Origin of the sequence: Citricoccus sp. NPDC055426, from assembly GCF_040677445.1 — a bacterium.
Taxonomy (GTDB): Bacteria; Actinomycetota; Actinomycetes; order Actinomycetales; family Micrococcaceae; genus Citricoccus.
This window is the reverse complement of sequence record NZ_JBFARZ010000005.1, coordinates 198565-216464: the sequence shown is the minus strand read 5'-3', so window position 1 is coordinate 216464 and position 17900 is coordinate 198565. Positions and strand designations below refer to the sequence as shown.

At 70.5% G+C, this 17900-nt stretch carries 21 protein-coding genes; 10 read left to right on the top strand and 11 right to left on the bottom strand.

Features of this window, described 5'->3' with window-relative positions; genetic code table 11:
- From AB0K08_RS10015 to AB0K08_RS10000, 4 genes are all read right to left on the bottom strand, one after another.
- On the bottom strand, window positions 1-354 hold the full coding sequence (locus tag AB0K08_RS10015; RefSeq protein WP_363353925.1) for a hypothetical protein: 354 nt from the start codon (window positions 352-354) through the stop codon (window positions 1-3).
- A 123-nt stretch (window positions 355-477) separates the two neighbouring features.
- Window positions 478-1104: a 30S ribosomal protein S4 gene (gene rpsD / locus AB0K08_RS10010; protein WP_363353923.1), complete on the bottom strand. Its 627-nt coding sequence runs from the start codon at window positions 1102-1104 to the stop codon at window positions 478-480.
- 223 nt (window positions 1105-1327) lie between these two features.
- Complete coding sequence (locus tag AB0K08_RS10005) at window positions 1328-1858, bottom strand: general stress protein (protein ID WP_363353921.1); 531 nt, start codon at window positions 1856-1858, stop codon at window positions 1328-1330.
- A 41-nt stretch (window positions 1859-1899) separates the two neighbouring features.
- On the bottom strand, window positions 1900-3363 hold the full coding sequence (locus tag AB0K08_RS10000; protein WP_363353918.1) for a replication-associated recombination protein A: 1464 nt from the start codon (window positions 3361-3363) through the stop codon (window positions 1900-1902).
- A 65-nt stretch (window positions 3364-3428) separates the two neighbouring features.
- Here AB0K08_RS10000 and dtd point away from each other — a divergent pair, with 65 nt between their 5' ends.
- A complete protein-coding gene (gene dtd / locus AB0K08_RS09995) occupies window positions 3429-3881 on the top strand; it encodes a D-aminoacyl-tRNA deacylase (protein WP_363353916.1) in 453 nt (150 codons plus the stop codon).
- Here dtd and AB0K08_RS09990 read toward each other — a convergent pair.
- From AB0K08_RS09990 to aspS, 3 genes are read right to left on the bottom strand one after another with little or no spacing between them, the layout of a single operon-like run.
- Window positions 3878-4639 (bottom strand): DUF4232 domain-containing protein, encoded by a 762-nt coding sequence (locus AB0K08_RS09990; protein ID WP_363353914.1) that lies wholly within the window; start codon window positions 4637-4639, stop codon window positions 3878-3880. The genes dtd and AB0K08_RS09990 overlap by 4 nt on opposite strands.
- Entirely contained in the window at window positions 4636-4842 is a 207-nt protein-coding gene (locus tag AB0K08_RS09985; RefSeq protein WP_363353912.1) for a hypothetical protein, read from the bottom strand. The genes AB0K08_RS09990 and AB0K08_RS09985 overlap by 4 nt, the downstream gene beginning before the upstream one ends.
- A 1-nt stretch (window position 4843) precedes the next feature.
- Entirely contained in the window at window positions 4844-6691 is a 1848-nt protein-coding gene (gene aspS, locus AB0K08_RS09980; protein ID WP_363353910.1) for an aspartate--tRNA ligase, read from the bottom strand.
- 125 nt (window positions 6692-6816) lie between these two features.
- Between aspS and AB0K08_RS09975 the strand changes: the two genes are divergently transcribed.
- Together AB0K08_RS09975 and AB0K08_RS09970 are read left to right on the top strand one after the other, a co-directional pair.
- The gene (locus AB0K08_RS09975) at window positions 6817-8091 is read left to right on the top strand and encodes an APC family permease (protein WP_363353908.1); all 1275 of its coding nucleotides are present in this window, start codon (window positions 6817-6819) and stop codon (window positions 8089-8091) included.
- A 10-nt stretch (window positions 8092-8101) separates the two neighbouring features.
- Entirely contained in the window at window positions 8102-8539 is a 438-nt protein-coding gene (locus tag AB0K08_RS09970) for a VOC family protein (RefSeq protein ID WP_363353906.1), read from the top strand.
- Between the two features lie 406 nt (window positions 8540-8945).
- On the opposite strand, the gene AB0K08_RS09965 is transcribed toward AB0K08_RS09970, so the two are convergent.
- From AB0K08_RS09965 to AB0K08_RS09955, 3 genes are all read right to left on the bottom strand, one after another.
- Window positions 8946-9629: a cation transporter gene (locus AB0K08_RS09965; protein ID WP_363353904.1), complete on the bottom strand. Its 684-nt coding sequence runs from the start codon at window positions 9627-9629 to the stop codon at window positions 8946-8948.
- Window positions 9626-9982 (bottom strand): metalloregulator ArsR/SmtB family transcription factor, encoded by a 357-nt coding sequence (locus AB0K08_RS09960; protein ID WP_363353902.1) that lies wholly within the window; start codon window positions 9980-9982, stop codon window positions 9626-9628. The genes AB0K08_RS09965 and AB0K08_RS09960 overlap by 4 nt, the downstream gene beginning before the upstream one ends.
- A gap of 149 nt (window positions 9983-10131) precedes the next feature.
- Window positions 10132-10509 carry a metalloregulator ArsR/SmtB family transcription factor gene (locus AB0K08_RS09955; RefSeq protein WP_363353900.1) on the bottom strand — a complete coding sequence of 126 codons (378 nt, stop codon included), beginning with the start codon at window positions 10507-10509 and terminating at the stop codon, window positions 10132-10134.
- Between the two features lie 81 nt (window positions 10510-10590).
- On the opposite strand from AB0K08_RS09955, the gene arsB reads away from it, so the two are divergent.
- From arsB to AB0K08_RS09920, 7 genes are read left to right on the top strand one after another with little or no spacing between them, the layout of a single operon-like run.
- A complete protein-coding gene (gene arsB / locus AB0K08_RS09950) occupies window positions 10591-11712 on the top strand; it encodes an ACR3 family arsenite efflux transporter (RefSeq protein WP_363353898.1) in 1122 nt (373 codons plus the stop codon).
- A 30-nt stretch (window positions 11713-11742) separates the two neighbouring features.
- Window positions 11743-12186, top strand: a complete 444-nt coding sequence (locus AB0K08_RS09945; protein WP_363353896.1) for a low molecular weight phosphatase family protein — start codon at window positions 11743-11745, stop codon at window positions 12184-12186.
- Between the two features lie 43 nt (window positions 12187-12229).
- Window positions 12230-12682 carry an arsenate reductase ArsC gene (locus AB0K08_RS09940; RefSeq protein ID WP_363353894.1) on the top strand — a complete coding sequence of 151 codons (453 nt, stop codon included), beginning with the start codon at window positions 12230-12232 and terminating at the stop codon, window positions 12680-12682.
- 11 nt (window positions 12683-12693) lie between these two features.
- Complete coding sequence (trxB, locus tag AB0K08_RS09935) at window positions 12694-13719, top strand: thioredoxin-disulfide reductase (RefSeq protein WP_363353892.1); 1026 nt, start codon at window positions 12694-12696, stop codon at window positions 13717-13719.
- Complete coding sequence (locus AB0K08_RS09930; RefSeq protein ID WP_363353890.1) at window positions 13712-15190, top strand: FAD-dependent oxidoreductase; 1479 nt, start codon at window positions 13712-13714, stop codon at window positions 15188-15190. The genes trxB and AB0K08_RS09930 overlap by 8 nt, the downstream gene beginning before the upstream one ends.
- 34 nt (window positions 15191-15224) lie before the next feature.
- On the top strand, window positions 15225-15875 hold the full coding sequence (locus AB0K08_RS09925) for an arsenate reductase ArsC (RefSeq protein ID WP_363353888.1): 651 nt from the start codon (window positions 15225-15227) through the stop codon (window positions 15873-15875).
- Between the two features lie 44 nt (window positions 15876-15919).
- Window positions 15920-17119, top strand: coding sequence for an MFS transporter (locus AB0K08_RS09920; RefSeq protein WP_363353886.1), 1200 nt, complete (start codon window positions 15920-15922; stop codon window positions 17117-17119).
- Window positions 17120-17436: 317 nt separating this feature from the next.
- Here AB0K08_RS09920 and AB0K08_RS09915 read toward each other — a convergent pair whose 3' ends face one another.
- Window positions 17437-17889, bottom strand: coding sequence for a C40 family peptidase (locus AB0K08_RS09915; RefSeq protein ID WP_363353884.1), 453 nt, complete (start codon window positions 17887-17889; stop codon window positions 17437-17439).
- Window positions 17890-17900 lie beyond the last annotated feature (11 nt).

Genomic DNA, 17900 nt, shown 5'->3' with positions numbered 1-17900 from the left:
CTACGACTGCTTTCGTGGATCGGTGGGGTCGGTGGCGGGCCGCTGTGTGGCCGTGCCCGAGATGGTGGTGTGGGCCGGGTCTGCAGGCCGCGGGGTGGGGTCCGCCAGGGTGGAGGAGAGGGTCTTCCACGCGGGAACCTCCTCGCGCAGCTGGTAGGCGAAGGACCGGGCGCTGGCGGCCAGGGCGGTGGCCGCCGCCTGACCGGCGTTGCGGCCGATGTTCTCCGGGTTCAGGGTGTCCCGGAGGGTCTGTTCGGCGCGGACGGCGGCCGCGTCCCGGCCCTTGCTGAACACGGTGTGGCCGAGCCAGCCCACGGCTGCCCCCACTCCCACCAGCATGACGCGCTTGATCACGGCGTGGTCCTTTCGGTTCGGTGCCTGGTCCACCCTACCGGGGCGGCGGTTAAATGCCGGAACCCGGCACCCCCTGGTTCGGGGATGCCGGGTTCCGGTGATGCCACGGATCCGTGCGGGGGATCAGCGGGCGTAGTACTCGACCACGAGCTGCTCCTCGCAGGTCACGGGGACCTCGGTGCGCTTGGGGCGGCGGGAGAGCTTGGCCTGCAGCTTCTCGATCTCGACGTCCAGGTACCCCGGGACGGCCGGCAGGACGGCCTGGTGGGCGCCGGTGGCGGAGATCTGGAAGGGGACCATCTTCTCGGAACGTGCGTGCACGTGGATGAGCTGGCCCTCCTTCACGCGGAAGGACGGACGGTCCACGCGGGCGCCGTCCACCATGATGTGGCGGTGCACGACCATCTGGCGGGCCTGCTGGATGGTGCGGGCGAAGCCGGCGCGCAGCACGAGGGCGTCCAGACGCATCTCCAGCAGCTCGACCAGGTTCTCACCGGTCAGGCCGGCGGTGCGCTTGGCCTCTTCGAAGTAGCGACGCATCTGGGCCTCGCGGATGTTGTACTGGGCGCGCAGACGCTGCTTCTCCTTCAGGCGCACCGAGTAGTCGGAGTCCGCCTTGCGGCGGGCGCGGCCGTGCTGGCCGGGGCCGTACGGACGGCGCTCCATGTACTTCTCGGCCTTGGGGGTCAGTGCGATGCCGAGGGCGCGCGAGTGGCGCACGGTGCGGCGGGTACGGAGGTTGGAAGCCACGAATGGACCTTTCTTGTCAGGCGGCACGGTTCTGGTTTGTCTCCGGTCCTGACACGGTCATGGGGGCTCCCACGGTGTGACAAGGGTGGACCGGAACCTGGCCTCCTGCACGTCCACGAGGAGAGCTGAGGGGCATGCCGCTGCCCGTCATCGCTACAGCGCCGCACTCGAGGGACGAGGTGAAGACCGGCGGCGCTTGCCAGACAGCAAGCCAGTCTACCAGTTACCGGCCGTCCTGCCCGACATCCGGCATCGGCTGGCCGTCGGCCACCTGGGCGGCCAGGGTGATGTGTGTGGCCTCCACGAGCACGTCGTAGGACTGCGCCTCCATGACCTGGATGGAGGAGAAGTCGCGCCGTCCCCGGGTGGCCGCATGGCCGAGGGCACCGAAGATGGCGCCCCAGACGGCGCCGAAGCCGAGGGTCATCAGCAGGATGGTCAACCACCCGGCGGCCGGGGCCAGGATGAGGAAGAGCAGGCCGATCATGAGGCCGAACCACAGCCCGCTGAGGGCGCCCCGCCCGGCGGCCCTGCCGACGGTCAGCCGGCCGGTGATCTGCTCCACAGAGCGCAGGCCGGTCCCGACGATCCGGGACTTCTCCACCGGGAAACCGCCGTCGGAGAGGCGGTCCACGAGTTCCTGGGCCTGCTCATAGGAGGCCACCGTCTTCAGGATGCGGTAGTCCACCTCTGCGGTGTTCGGCACGAGGCCGCGGCCGGAGGCGCCGGTGGGGTGGTTGGCTGGGGTGGTCATGGTGCATCCTCCTGGATCGAGCGGATACGGTCGGTCCCAGTCTAGTCGCGTGACCCCGGCTCGCCGCCGGTCTGGGTGCCGGCCGGAGTACCCCGGATGATGGAGCGCAGGTGCTGCAGCCGCTCCCCCAGGTTGCGCTCCACGCCGTGCTGCGTGGGCCGGTAGTAGTCCTTGTTCCGCAGCGTGTCCGGCAGGTACTGCTGGCGGGCCACCCCGTGCGGGGCGTCGTGGGAGTAGACGTAGCCCTTGCCGTGCCCCAGCGCCGCGGCCCCCGGGTAGTGGGCATCCCGCAGATGGGCCGGCACCTCCCCGGACAGGCCGGCGCGCACGTCCGCCACCGCCTGGTTGATGGCGGCGTAGGAGGCGTTGGACTTGGGCGCCGTGGCCAGGTGGACGGTGGCCTCGGCCAGCACCAGCCGGCCCTCCGGCATGCCGATCAGCTGGACGGCCTGGGCGGCCGCAACCGCCGTCTGCAGCGCGGTCGGGTCCGCCATCCCGATGTCCTCGGAGGCGGAGATGATCAGCCGGCGGCCGATGAACCGCGGGTCCTCCCCCGCCTCCAGCATCCGCGCCAGGTAGTGCAGGGAGGCGTCCACGTCCGAGCCGCGGATGGACTTGATGAAAGCGCTGATGACGTCATAGTGCTGGTCCCCGGCCTTGTCGTAGCGCAGCACGGCCCGGTCCATGGCCTGGGCGGCGTCCTGCAGGGTGATGGCCGGCCGGCCCTCGGAGTCCCCGTGCCGGTCCAGGGCCACCCCCGCGCTGGCCTCGAGGGTGGTCAGGCCCCGGCGGGCGTCCCCCTGGGCCATCCGCACGAGGTACTCGCGGGCCTCCTCCTCCAACTCCACGGTCCCGTTCAGGCCCCGCTCGTCCTCGACGGCGCGGTCCAGCAGCCCGGCCACGTCCTCGTCCGTGAGGGGCTTGAGGGTGAGCATGATGGAGCGGGAGAGCAACGGGGCGATCACGGAGAACGAGGGATTCTCGGTGGTGGCCGCCACGAGCACCACCCAGCGGTTCTCCACGCCGGGCAGCAGGGCGTCCTGCTGGGCCTTGTTGAAGCGGTGGATCTCGTCCAGGAACAGCACCGTGGTGCGGCCGTACAGGTCACGGTCGTTCAGCGCCTGGTCCATGACGGCCCGGACGTCCTTGACGCCCGCGCTGATGGCGGAGAGCTCCACGAACTTGCGGCCCGGCCCGCGCGCGATCACGGTGGCCAGGGTGGTCTTGCCGGTCCCGGGAGGCCCGTACAACATCAACGACGACGGCCCCGCACCCCGGGCGCCCGGCCCGCCGGCCGCGCCCTCGGCGAGTTTCCGCAACGGGGATCCCGGCTTCAGCAGGTGCTGCTGGCCCACGACCTCGTCCACCGTGCGCGGGCGCATGCGCACCGCCAAGGGGGCACTCGGGCGCTCCCGGCCGCCGAAGGAGGATCCGTCGTCGTGCTCCTCCGATTCCGGCTCATCCTCGGCGCCGGCGCCGCCGAACGCACTGAACAGATCACTCACCGTTCCAGCCTAGCCGCCGGGCCCGGCCTCTGAGCAGCGCGGTCCGATGCGCCAGACTGGAGGGCATGAGAGCAGTGCTGCAGCGGGCGAGGACCGCCTCCGTGACCGTGCAGGGAACCGTGACGGGGCGCCTCGACTCCCCCGGACTCGTGGTCCTGTTGGGTGTCAGCGTGGCGGACACGGAGACTGAGGCGAGGCAGTTGGCGGAGAAGGTGGCGCACCTGCGGATCCTGCAGGACGAGGCCTCCCTGGTGTCCGCCGGCGCCGGCGCCCTGGTGGTCAGCCAGTTCACCCTCTACGGGGACGTGCGCAAGGGCCGGCGCCCCTCGTGGTCGCGGTCGGCGAAGGGTGAGGCGGCCGAACCGCTGTATGAGCTGTTCATCGCGGAGCTGCAGGGCCAGGGCGTACCCGTGGAGCGCGGGGTCTTCGGGGCGATGATGGACGTGTCCCTGGTCAACTCCGGGCCGTTCACCGTCTGGGTGGACACGGACGAGTTGAAGGGGCCGCGGCGCGGTTAGCCGGTTCCCGGCTCTGCCTCGGCCTGCAGGAACGGCCCCACCTTCACGGTGGTGAACATCGAGAGATCGGAGGCCTGCTCGGCGGCCCCGGTGACCACCACGGGTTCCGCGCCGCGGAAGGGTTGCAGGAGCAGATCCCCCAGCGGCTCGGATTCGGCCCCGCCCAGGGCCCCGGTCCATTCCACCAGGAGCTGAGCGGACTCCCCCGCGCTGAGCGTGAGGGTCTGAGGCACGGAGTCGTCCCCACCCGGCAGGTACTGGCCGTGCAGATCCACGGGGCTCTGCTCGAGTTCGTTGACGAAGGGGTTCCCCCACGCGCCGCGGGCACCGAGCCCCGGGTACCCCCGGACAGCGCAGTCCCCTGCCCCCGTGTGGGTCACGGTGATGAGGCCGTAGCGGTGTCCCAGGGCCGCGTCCGTGAAGCTCAGTTCCGCGGCGAGGTCTTCCCCGGTACAGGCCTGATCCACCGGGTGCGAGGAGGCCCGGATCCGGAGCAGCGCACGCCGGTCCTCAGCGTCCAGCCCCTCCACCGGGGTCACCGGACCATCACCGGGCTCGGCCCAGCCGGACGGCACCTCGGATTCGTGCGCCTCGCCCACCGCGGCGGGCGCGCGGTCCTGCGGAGCCGGCGCGGCCGTCATCGTGAGCTCCGCAGTCTCTGCAGTCTCTGCAGCGCAGCCGGACAGGAGCGCCACCAGGACCAGCAGAGCGGGGACGGTGGCAGCGCACTGACGCAGCCGGGCCTGGCGGGGGTTCACCGCTGGCGCGCCGCCCACACCTTGACCACGATGTACTGGGCCACCATCCCGCCGCCGATGGACAGGATCCAGCGCACCCACACGGGCCAGTCGGTGGTCGAGTCGATCAGCATGCTCAGGCCGAAGACCGCGATGAGGACCGGCAGCAGCCGGACCGCGGTCGGCGGGACGGCGCGGACCTCACGTTCCCGGGGCTCGGACACCTCAGGCGCCCGTGGTGTCGGCGGAGTCCTGCGGTGCCTTGGCCGCGGGTGCCTCGGCCTCCTTCGGCTCCGGCTTGGCGTCCACGCCGGCCTCCTTGCGCTGCTGCTGGGTGATGGGCGCGGGTGCGGCGGTCAGCGGGTCGTAGCCGTTGCCGGTCTTCGGGAAGGCGATGACGTCCCGGATGGAGTCGGTGCCGGCCAGCAGGGCCACGATCCGGTCCCAGCCGAAGGCGATGCCGCCGTGCGGCGGGGCGCCGTACTTGAAGCCCTCGAGCAGGAAGCCGAACTTGGACTGCGCGGACTCCTGGTCCAGGCCCATGAGCCGGAACACGCGCTCCTGGACCTCACCCTGGTGGATACGGATGGAGCCGCCGCCCACCTCGTTGCCGTTGACCACGATGTCGTAGGCGTAGGACAGTGCGTTCTCCGGATCATCCTCGAAGGTGTCCATGAACTCTGGCTTGGGTGAGGTGAAGGCGTGGTGCACGGCGGTCCAGGCGCCGGCGCCCACGGCCACGTCACCGGAGGCCACGGCGTCCGCGGCGGGCTCGAACATCGGGGCGTCCACGATCCAGACGAAGGCCCAGTCGGCCTCGGCGGCGGGCACGTCCGGGCCGGCGTCCTTGATGAGGCCGACTCGGTGGCCGATCTCCACGCGGGCGGCGCCGAGCAGCGCCCGGGAGGCCTTGGCCTCACCGGCGGCGAAGAAGATGCAGTCCCCCGGGGAGGCGCCGGTGGCCGCGGCCAGGCCCGCCTTCTCCTGATCCGAGATGTTCTTGGAGACCGGGCCCGTCAGGGAGCCGTCCTCCTGGACCAGCACGTAGGCCAGGCCCTTGGCCCCGCGCTGCTTGGCCCATTCCTGCCAGGCATCCAGGGTGCGCCGCGGCTGCGAGGCGCCGCCTGGCATCACCACGGCGCCCACGTGGGGTGCCTTGAACACGCGGAACGGGGTCTCGGCGAAGTACTCGGTGAGGTCGCTCAGCTCGAGGCCGAAGCGCAGGTCCGGCTTGTCCGAGCCGTACTTCTGCATCGCCTCGCGGTAGGTCATGCGGCGGATCGGGGTGGGCACGTCCACGCCCACGAGGGACCAGACGGCCCGCACGATCTTCTCGCCGAGCGCGATCACGTCATCCTGCTCCACGAACGAGGCCTCGATGTCCAGCTGGGTGAACTCGGGCTGGCGGTCGGCGCGGAAGTCCTCGTCCCGGTAGCAGCGGGCGATCTGGAAGTACTTCTCGATGCCGCCGACCTGCAGGAGCTGCTTGAACAGCTGCGGGGACTGGGGCAGGGCGTACCAGGAGCCGGGGGCCAGGCGGGCCGGGACCAGGAAGTCGCGGGCGCCCTCCGGGGTGGAGCGGGTCAGGGTGGGGGTCTCGACCTCGATGAAGCCCTCGTCATGCAGCAGTCCGCGGGCGGCCCGGTTGACCTCGGAGCGCAGGCGCATGATGCGGGCCGGCTCCGGGCGGCGCAGGTCCAGGTAGCGGTGGCGCAACCGGGCCTCCTCACCGACCTCCACGTGCTCGTCGATCTGGAACGGCAGCGGCTCGGCGGTGTTCAGCACCGTCACGGTCTCGGTGATGAGCTCGATCTCGCCCGAGGGCAGCGAGGGGTTCTCGTTGCCCTCCGGGCGGCGTTCCACGGTGCCGGTGACCTGCAGGACGTACTCGTTGCGCAGCGGATCGAAGTCCCTCTCCTCCCGCACCACCACCTGGGCGAAGCCCGAGGCGTCGCGCAGGTCCACGAAAGCCACCCCGCCGTGGTCACGGCGGCGGGCCACCCATCCGGTGACGGTGACGGTCTGTCCGATGAGCGAGGCGTTGAGTTCGCCCAGCTGATGGGTGCGCAGCACTGATGGTCCTTCCGGTCCCGGCGGAGTCAACCGGGTGTTCTCTTGGGGTTCTGTTGAGCGTGGTAGAGACAGACTCGTCCCGCACAGGCGGGCGGTTCCGGAGTTGATTCTAGTGGGTGGAGCGGATGGGCGGTCACGCGGGTCTGCAACGGCGTCTCGGACTGCCCGGTGCGGTGGTCGTCGGTATCGGCTCCATGGTCGGGGCCGGGGTCTTCACCGCCCTCGGGCTCGCCGCCGCACGGGCCGGCACCCTGTTGCTGGCCGCCCTGGCCGTGGCCGGGGTGCTCGCGTGGATCAACGCCACCTCCACGGCGCAGCTGGCCGCCGTGCACCCGACCTCCGGCGGCGCCTACACCTTCGGCCGGCGGCAGTTGGGGCCCTGGGCCGGGTTCCTGGCCGGCTGGGGGTTCGTGACCGGCAAGTCGGCCTCGATCGCGGCCATGGCCTATACCTTCGCGCTGTATGCGGTGCCCGGCACCGACGGGACCGCGCGCTGGGTGGCGGTGGCCGCCGTCGTGCTGGTGACCGGGGTGAACCTGCTCGGCATCACCCGCACGGTCCAGGCCACCGTGGCGATCGTGGTCCCGGTGGTGCTGATCCTCGCCCTGGTGGTCGTGGCCGGGCTGGCCTCCCCCGGGCCCGACGCCGGCCACGGACGTGCCGAGGTCGGCTCACCGGGCGCGGATCCCGGCCTGTGGAGCGTCCTGCAGGGGGCGGGCCTGCTGTTCTTCGCCTTCGCCGGCTACGCCCGGATCGCAACCCTGGGCGAGGAGGTCCGATCCCCACGGCGGACCATCCCCCGGGCGGTCTTCGGCGCGCTGGCGTTCACCCTGGTGCTCTACGTGCTGCTGGCGGTGGCGCTGCATCGGACCCTCGGGGTGGACGGACTCGCCACCTCGGCCTCACCCGTACGGGATGCCGTGGCGCTGCTCCTCGGCCCGGACTGGATCTGGCTCGCGGTGCTCGGCGCCGCCCTGGCCAGCCTGGGCTCGATGTTGAACCTGGTGGCGGGGCTGTCCCGGACGGGACTGGCCATGGCGCGCGAGGGGGACCTGCCCCGGCCGCTGGCCGCCGTCTCGCCACGGACGTCGGTGCCGTGGGTGGCGCAGCTGGTGACCGCGGGCGCGGTGATCGTGCTGCTGCTGAGCGCCGATGTGCTGACGGTGGTCGGCTTCTCCTCCTTCGGCGTGCTCGTCTACTACGCGGTGGCGAACCTGGCCGCGTTCACCCTTACCGAGCGGGTGGTGCGGGCGCCGCGCTGGCTGAACCTGGCCGGTGCGCTCCTGTGCCTGGTGCTGGCCCTCACGCTCCCGTGGGTGTCCGTGCTGGTGATGGTGGGGGTCTTCGCGGTGGGCCTGGCGGGGCGGGCGATGGTGGTGTGGCGGCGCGGGCGGCGGTAACCTGCTGCGCATGGGCATCCGGTTGGAGAACGTCGGCATCGCCGTGCGGGACCTCGAGGCGACCATCGCCTTCTTCACCGACCTCGGGCTGAGCGTGCTGGGACGGGACACCGTCAGCGGCGAGTGGGCGGACACCGCCGTGGGCCTCGACGGCAACCACGCCAAGGTCGCCTTGTTGCAGACACCGGACGGCCGGGGACAGATCGAGCTCTTCGAGTACCTCCACCCTGAAGCGATCGAGACGGAACCCACCCGGCCGAACGAGATCGGCATGCACCGGGTCGCCCTCTCTGTGGACGACCTCGACGAGGCGTTGGCCGTGGCAGCACGGCACGGCTGCCACCCGTTGCGGGGCGTGGCGACCTACCAGGACGTCTACAGGCTCACCTATGTCCGCGGCCCGAGCGGGATCATCGTGATGCTCGCCGAGGCGCTGCGGAGGGGTTGATGGCCCCGCTCCCCCGCCGGAACCTGCACGGTTGAAGCTCCGCTGACATCTGAGTGGGTCACGGTGCTCTGACTGTGGGCCAGGGGGGTGCGCACTCAGCAATCGTCTGCTGCGAGCACTTCCTCAATCCCTGCGGGTGTGTCAGATGGCGCCCCGTCACCGGAGATCTCACCGGACGGGTCTTGCGGGACACCGAGCGATGTGTGCTGAGGTGTTCCCAGATCAACATCGGGTGTGTGCCGTCAGGGGTTCCCCTTGCGTACAGTGTCGACGCCACCCTGACGATTCGTGAAGGCCACTTCTGAAATCCGTGCCGGCGACTACTGAAGGCGCCAACCGCCATTTATAGCTTCGGCCCACACCTGGCCCGCTCTCACGTCCCACGCGGGCAGGCCACCAGGTCACGCTAGGAAACTTCCTTCTGTGGTCGTGCCTCGTCCTCGTCGTCTTGGTCCAGGTGGCCGAGGGTCTCGAAAGGGGATTCGACCTCCCCACCCCAGGCCTCCATGCCCTCGCGTACCGCGAGGAAGGCAACGACCAGGGCGGCGACCGGGTCGGCCCAGTCCCAGCCGAACAACCAGTTCAGCAACAGGCCCAGCAGCACCGTGCCGGAGAGGTAGATGCACAGCAGCAGCTGCTTGGCATCGGCCATCACGCTCTTGGAATCCAGCTCCCGGCCGGTGCGGAACTCAAACCAGGCCAACGCCGGCATCACGATCAAGCTCAACGCGGCAATCCCGATGCCCAGAGGGCTCTCGTCCACCTGCTGGGCCCCAGTCAACGCCAAGATCGAGTCGACTGTGACATAGGCGGCCAGGGCGAAGAACGCGATCGCGATCGCCTTGACCGTCACCCGCTCCCAGCGTTCGGGGTCCTTACGGGTGAACTGCCAAGCCACAGCCGTGGCCGAGAGGACCTCCACCACCGAGTCGAGCCCGAAGCCGATCAGTGCGCCGGAGGACGCCATGGTCCCGGCGGTAATGGCCACGATGGCCTCGATGACGTTGTAGGTGATGGTGAACCCGACAATGAACTTCACCCGGCGGTGCAGCGTGGCCCGCCGCTCGGCAGTCACGACCGGGGCGCTCATCGGGCACCCCCGCCGCAGCAACCAGCCACCGCGCAGCCCGAATCAATGCACGGGGCTCCGGCGTCCACCGCCAGGGTCGTCTCCACCAACGCCGCCAACGCCCGGCCCAGATGCGGGTCGGCGATCTCATACCGGCTCCGGCGGCCCTGCGGCTCGGCCACCACGATCCCGCAATCACGCAGGCAAGCCAGGTGGTTCGAGACATTGGACGGTGAGAGCTCTAGCTCCCGGCCCATCTCCGCCGGGTAGGCAGGTCCGTCCAACAGCATCAGCAGGATCCTCGACCGGTTCGGGTCGGCCATCGCCCGGCCCAACCGGCTCATCACGTCAAGACGAGAAGCAATAGTCAGCACGCGCTGAACTATACAGCAGTGACTGAACAACGGCTTGCACCTGCCGCACGGTCAACTCAGGCCGGACTGTCCGCCGCCGATCACCAGGACATCGACCGCACCGGCCATCCCGGACTCGGCTGACGGGTCCGCTGGTGGGGTGGGCGGGGTCAGCCTAGCTCCAGCATCCGGCCCAGCTCGGCGAAGGCTTCGGGGATGACGGTGTAGTGCGCCCACCTGCCGCGCTGTTCGCGGGTGAGCAGCCCGGCGTCCACGAGTTTCTTCATGTGGTGGCTCACGGTGGGCTGGCTGATGCCGAGTTCCTCGGTGAGGTCGCAGGCGCACACGGCGTCGCAGCCCTGGGCGGCGACGTGGGAGAGCAGGCGCAGGCGCATCGGGTCCGCCAGGGCCTTGAGCATCCCGGCGGCCCGCTGGGCCTGCTCGGCGCTGATCGGCCCGTCCGACAAGGAGCAGCACACCGGGGCGCTGGCACTCTCGGGGCGGCGGTCGGTGGTCTTGGGGGCGGGAAGAGTAGTTGTCGCGGCCATCACCCCATCTTACATTGACGTAGATCGATCTGTCCCGGTATTGTTCCCATCGACAGTGATCAATACGAAGGATGGGCCAGCATGAGCACCACCACCACCGCGTCCGCCCCACACCAGCCGGTGCTGAAGGAGATGTCCTTCCTGGACCGCTGGCTCCCCGCCTGGATTCTGCTGGCCATGGCCGCCGGTCTGGCGCTGGGCCGGTTCATCCCCGGGCTGGACACCGCCCTGGAGGCGGTGAAGATCGGGGAGGTGTCCCTGCCGATCGCGATCGGGCTGCTGGTGATGATGTACCCGGTGCTGGCCAAGGTCCGCTACGACGAGACCCACCGGATCGCCGGGGACAAGTGGCTGATGATCACGTCCCTGGTGCTGAACTGGGTCGTCGGTCCGGCGCTGATGTTCGCCCTGGCCTGGCTGCTGCTGCCGGACCTGCCCGAGTACCGCACTGGGCTGATCATCGTCGGCCTGGCCCGGTGCATCGCCATGGTGTTCATCTGGAACGACCTGGCCTGCGGCGACCGGGAGGCCGCCGCCGTGCTGGTGGCCGTCAACTCCGTCTTCCAGGTCATCGCCTTCGGCGCCCTGGGCTGGTTCTACCTCCAGGTGCTCCCCTCCTGGCTCGGCCTGCCCACCACGTCCGCCGACTTCTCGGTGTGGGCGATCGTGCTCAGCGTCCTGATCTTCCTGGGGGTCCCCCTGCTGGCCGGGTTCCTGACCCGTCACTTCGGGGAGAAGGCCAAGGGCCGCACCTGGTACGAGCAGACGTTCCTGCCCAAGATCGGGCCGTGGGCCCTGTACGGGCTGCTGTTCACCATCGTGCTGCTCTTCGCCCTGCAGGGCGAGGCCATCACTTCCAACCCCTGGGACGTGGCCCGGATCGCGCTGCCGCTGCTGGCCTACTTCGTGCTGATGTTCGGCATCGCACTGTTGGCCTCCAAGGCCGTGGGCCTGAACTACGCCAAGTCCACCACCGTGGCCTTCACCGCCGCCGGCAACAACTTCGAGCTCGCCATCGCCGTGGCCATCGGCACCTTCGGCGTCACCTCCGGCCAGGCCCTGGCCGGCGTCGTCGGCCCGCTCATCGAGGTCCCCGTCCTGGTCGGGCTCATCTACGTCTGCCTCTGGGCCGGCCGCCGACTCTTCCCCGGAGACCCCACCGTCCCGGCCCGGACCGAGACCGCCGCCGCGGCCCGGCACTGACCCCGCACACCTGACAGGAGAGTCCCAGTGATGACCACCCCAGAGTCCGCGTCCCGGCCGTCCGTCTTGTTCATCTGCGCCAAGAACGGGGGCAAGTCCCAGATGGCCGCGGCCCTGATGGACCACCACGCCGCCGGCGCCGTGGAGGTCCACTCCGCCGGCACCCGACCGGGGGAGGCAATCAATGCCCTGTCCGCTGAGGTCATCGCCGAGGCCGGCGCGGACCTGTCCGCCGGGCACCCCAAGCCCATCGACCCGGAGCTGTTGGCCCGGGTGGACCGCGTCATCGTCCTCGGCGACGAGGCCCGCGTCGAGCCCGTGGAGGGGATGGCCGGGACCATCGAGACCTGGCACACCGATGAGCCCTCCACCCGCGGGATCGAGGGCCTGGAACGGATGCGCCTGGTCCGCGACGACATCGACGCCCGTGTGCGGACCCTGCTCACCGAACTCACCGGCAGCCCCGCCTCCTGATCCTTCGTTCGCCCTCCACCTCCTGACTGAAATGGATGATTTGATGACCGCACAGACCACCCCGGACACCACCGCCACGCAGACCGTCAAACCCTCGGTGCTGTTCGTGTGCGTGCACAACGCCGGCCGCTCCCAGATGGCCGCCGCCTACCTGGCCCACCTCTCCGATGGGAGCATCGAGGTCCGCTCCGCCGGGTCCGCCCCGGGCGACGCGGTGAATCCGGCCGCGGTGGCGGCGATGGCCGAGGAGGGCATCGACATCAGCGCCAACCGGCCCAAGGTCCTCACCGACGCGGCCGTGCAGGACTCCGACGTGGTCATCACCATGGGCTGTGGGGACGCCTGCCCGTTCTACCCGGGCAAGCGCTACGAGGACTGGAAGCTCGAGGACCCCGCCGGTCAGGGCATCGAGGGGGTCCGCCCGATCCGGGACGAGATCAAGACCCGGATCCAGCAGCTCATCGCCGAGCTGCTCCCGGCCGGCACCAGCAAGTAAGGCCGCCGCCCATGGACACCACGACCACGAACGCCACGAGCGCTGAGGCCACGAGCATTGAGGCCACGGATCAGGTGATCATCATCGGCTCGGGCCCGGCCGGGTACACCGCCGCGATCTACGCCGCCCGGGCCGGTCTGGCCCCGCGGGTCATCGCCGGTTCGGTCACGCACGGCGGGGCGCTGATGAACACCACCGAGGTGGAGAACTTCCCCGGCTTCCCCGGGGGCATCCAGGGACCGGAGCTGATGGCCGGGCTGGCCGAGCAGGCCACCCGGTTCGGGGCGCTCATCGAGTACGACGACGCGGCCACCGTGCAGCTCGCCGGGCACCTCAAGGAGGTCACCACCCTGGCCGGGAAGACCTACCGGGCCCCGGCAGTGATTGTGGCCACCGGCTCGGCCTACAAGGAACTGGGCCTGCCCGAGGAGTCCCGGCTCAGCGGGCATGGGGTGTCCTGGTGCGCCACCTGTGACGGGTTCTTCTTCCGGGAGCAGGACATCATCGTGGTCGGCGGCGGGGACTCGGCTATGGAAGAGGCCCTGTTCCTGACCCGCTTCGCCAAGACCGTGACCGTCGTGGTCCGCCGCGATGCCCTGCGGGCCTCCAAGATCATGGCCGCCCGCGCGAAGGACAATCCCAAGATCCGCTTCGCCTACAACAGCAAGGTCACCGCCATCCACGGCCAGGACAAGGTCAGTGGGGCCACCCTGGCCGACACCATCACCGGGGACACGCGTGAGGTGGCCGCGACCGGGGTGTTCGTGGCGATCGGGCATCTGCCCCGCACCGATCTGGTCGCCGGCCAGCTGGAGCTGGACGCCGAGGGCTACATCGTCGTGGACGCCCGCACGACCCACACCAACCTGACCGGGGTGTTCGCCTGCGGGGATGCGGTGGACCACCGCTATCGCCAGGCCATCACCGCCGCCGGCACCGGTTGCGCCGCGGCCCTGGACGCCGAACGGTACCTGGCCGCCCTGGGCGATGCCGACAGCATCGCCACCGCACTCGTCGAGGAGCCCACCCATGGCTGACACCACCACCCACACCAGCACCACCACCACAACCAGCACGGACACCGCCGCCGCCACCGGGCTGCCGGTCGTGGTCATCGGGGCCGGGCCCGTGGGCCTGGCCGCCGCCGCCCACCTGATCGAGCGCGGCCTGGCCCCCCTGGTCCTGGAGGCCGGCGAGCAGGTGGGGGCTGCGATCCGGGACTGGGGCCACACCCGGCTGTTCTCGCCCTGGCGGTACAACCTCGACGCCGCCGCGGCCCGACTGCTGGAGGCTGCTGGCTGGACGGCGCCGGACCCTGAGGCCCTGCCCACCGGGACCGAGCTCGTCGAGCAGTACCTTCAGCCGCTGGCCGCCACCGAGGCCCTGGCAGACCGGATCCGCACCGGAGCTCGTGTGGTCGCGGTGTCCCGGGCCGGGATGGACAAGACCCGCACCGCCGGCCGACAGGACACCCCGTTCCTGGTCCGCATCCAGCGCCCCGACGGCACCGTGGAGGACCTCCACGCCTGCGCGGTGATCGACGCCTCCGGCACCTGGACCACCCCGAACCCGCTGGGCCAGGCCGGGCTTCAGGCCCCCGGAGAGGCCCAGGCCCGCGCCGCGGGACGGATCACCGCCGCGCTGCCGGACGTCCTGGGGGCCGATCGGGCCCGGTTCGCCGGTCAGCATGTGCTGGTGGTCGGGGCCGGACACTCGGCGGCGAACACGCTGCTGGAACTCGGCGCCCTGGCCCAGGACGACCCGGGCACCCGGATCTCCTGGGCCGTGCGCTCGGCCGACGTGTCGAAGGTTTATGGCGGGGAGGACCGCGACGAGTTGGCCTCCCGCGGGGCCCTGGGCACTCGGCTGCGCCAGTTGGTCGAGTCCGGGACCATCGAGGTGCACCCCTCCTTCACCATTGCCGCCTTCACCCCGACCGCCGGTGCCCTGACTGTGCATGCCGCCACCCCGGCCGCGGACCGGGAACTGATGGTGGACGTGCTGGTGCCGGCCACCGGGTTCCGCCCCGACCTGGGCATCCTGGCTGAGCTGCGCCTGGAACTGGACCCGGCAGTAGATGCCCCCCGGAAGCTGGGCCCGCTGATCGACCCGGAGTTCCACTCCTGCGGCTCGGTCGCCCCCCACGGGGAGAAGATGCTGGCCCACCCGGAGCCGGGCTTCTACATCACCGGGATGAAGAGCTACGGGCGGGCCCCGACCTTCCTGATGGCCACCGGCTACGAACAGGTCCGCTCCATCGCCGCCGCCCTGGCCGGTGACCAGGCCGCCGCTGACAACGTCGAACTGCACCTACCTGAGACCGGGGTCTGCTCCACCGACCTCGGCGGATCCTGCGACACCCCGGCCCCCGCCACCCCGGACGCAGACCAGGGGTGCTGCGCCCCGACGGTGGCCGCGGAACCGGCCGTGGCCTGCTGCGCCGCTGAGCCCGAGCCGATCACGATCCTGTCCACTGCCCCTGCCACCCGCGTGTCCGCCTGCTGCTGACCATCTGTTGAGCATCCCGTCCTGAGGAATCGCCATGTCCGAGCCGAGCACCCATCTGAGCACCGAACCGACCACCCTGGACACCCACGTCCTGCAACGCAACGCCGAACACCTGGCCGCCAAGTACGCCGGCGTGTTCTCCCCCGAGACGGTGGAACGCTACGTCTTCGAGTCCTACGCGAGTCTCTCGCGAACCGCGAAGGTCCGCACCTACCTGGCCTCCACCGCCACGCACTTCGCGGACAACCGGCTGCGGGCCCTGGCCCAGGCCGAGGGCAGGATCGCCTCCCCGGTGCCGCAGGTGCTCTTCGTGTGCGTGCACAACATCGGCCGCTCCCAGATCGCCGCGGCCCTGCTCGCCCACCACGCCGGGGAGAAGGTGGAGGTCCGCTCCGCCGGGTCCCTGCCCGGACCAGAGGTACATCCCCTCGTCGCCGAGGCTCTCCGAGAACGGGGCATCGACCTGACCGGGGCCTACCCGAAACCGCTCACCGACGACGTCGTCCGTGCCGCGGATTACGTCATCACCATGGGCTGCGGGGACGCCTGCCCCGTCTACCCCGGCAAGCGGTACCTGGACTGGGAGATCACCGACCCCGTCGAACAGACCCTGGAACGGGTCCGTGAGATCGTGGCGGACATCGACGCCCGCGTCCGAGACCTCTGGGCCCAGCTCCAGGACTGAATCGGAGGCTTGCGGGCGGCGGGTCCGCATGGATCACAGGGAGGATGATGGCCGCCACCGCCACGACCACCGATCGGCCCACCGCCGACCGTCCTCGCGGGGGACTGGTGGCGCTGTGCATCGCGGTGACCACCAGCTGGGGGTTGCTGTACTACTCGCTGCCGGTGGCCCTGGCCCCGATCGCCGCGGACACCGGCTGGAGCCACACCGCGATCACCGGTGCCTTCTCCGCTGGCCTGATCGTCTCTGCGGTTGCCGGGATCCGGGTCGGCCGGATCCTCGACGCCCGCGGTCCGCGCCGCGTGATGACCGCCGGTGCCCTCCTGGGCGTGCTCGCCCTGGCCCTGGTGGCCTGGGCCCCGACCTTGCCCATGTTCTTCGCCGCCTGGCTGCTGGCCGGGATCGCCCAGTCCGCGGTGCTCTACCCGCCGGCCTTCGCGGTCATCACCCGCTGGTACGGACCCCACCGCGTGCGCCCGTTGACCACCCTGACCCTGATCGCCGGGCTCGCTTCGACGATTTTCGCCCCGCTCACCGCCTGGCTCATCGACTACCTCGGCTGGCGCACCAGCTACCTGGTCCTGGCCGGCATCCTCGCCGCGCTCACCCTGCCCCTGCACGCCCTGTTCCTCAACCGCACCTGGTCGGACGCCCCCTCGGCGCAGCCCGCCTCGGATGCCGCGGACGATATCCGGTCGGTGACCCGCACACCGCGGTTCATCACCCTGCAGATCACCATGGCCCTGGCCACCCTGGCGTTCTTCGCCGTGACCATCAACCTCATCCCGCTCCTGCTCGAACGGGGCATGGACTACGCCACCGCCGCCTTGGCCCTGGGCCTGGTCGGCGCGGGACAGGTCATCGGCCGCCTCGGCTACGCGGCCCTGGACCGCACCACGACACCCCGGGTCCGCACAATGGCCATCCTCGGCGCCGGAGCGGCCGGTCTGTGGGCCCTGGCCCTGCTGCCCGGACCAGCCTGGCTGCTCATCACCGTGGCCGTCCTCGTCGGCGCGGCCCGCGGCTGCCACACCCTGCTGCAGGCCACCGCGGTCTCCGACCGCTGGGGAACGACGCACTTCGCCGCCATCAACGCCGTCTTCACCGCCCCCATGACCGCCGTCGGCGCACTGGCCCCCGTCGCCGGACCCGCCCTGGCCAGCCTGCTCGGGAGCTACCCGGCAATGGCTGTCACGATGGCCCTGGTCCTCACCGCCGTCGTCCTGCTCGCCGTCCGTTCCTAGCCGTCGCCCACCAGAAGCGCGACTCCGCATTCGAGAACCCCAGGGCGATCAGTCCGGCGAACTGTGCCCATTCCTTATGCAACATGTTCTGCCCCGACTTTCGCATCCAGTGAACAATCCGGGCATCTCATTAAGCGAACGACTCCCGGCACCCGTTCGAAGGGGCCCATCGAGGGGTATATGGGCGCCCCTTCGCGCCCGAAAGGGGATCGGTCAGCAGGACGTCGGGGTGGGCACGGTGGCTGAGGTCTCCTGAGATCGAACGGCCCCGAGGCTTTCGTCTTGCGGGGGGCCGTCCCGGGGTGGTGGTGTGCCGCTTAGTAGCGGGCGTCGGTGCCCATCATGTTCCAGGGGCTGTAGTCGGCGTCTGTCACGGCCACGCCCATTTGGGGGTTGCGGGCGTGGGCGATCTGGCCGTCGCCGATGTACATAGCCACGTGGTAGATCCCGGAGGCTGAGCCATTGTTGGACCAGAAGACCAGGTCGCCGACCTGCAGGTTGTCGAGGGAGACGTACTGGCTGGCGGCCGCGTACTGGGCCTTGGAGTTCCGGGGCAGCTCGATGCCGGCCTGGGCGAAGGCGTTCTGGGTGAAGCCGGAGCAGTCGTAGCCGGTGGGGCCATTACCGCACCAGACGTATCCGACGCCTGGATCGGCGGCCTTGGCCGTGGCCCACTGCACGGATCCTCCCCAACCGTTGCTGCTGGAGGAAGAGCTGGAGGAAGCGGTGGTGTAGGAAGTCCGTTGGATGTCCACGGCCTGATCAGCCACGGTCGCGGAGT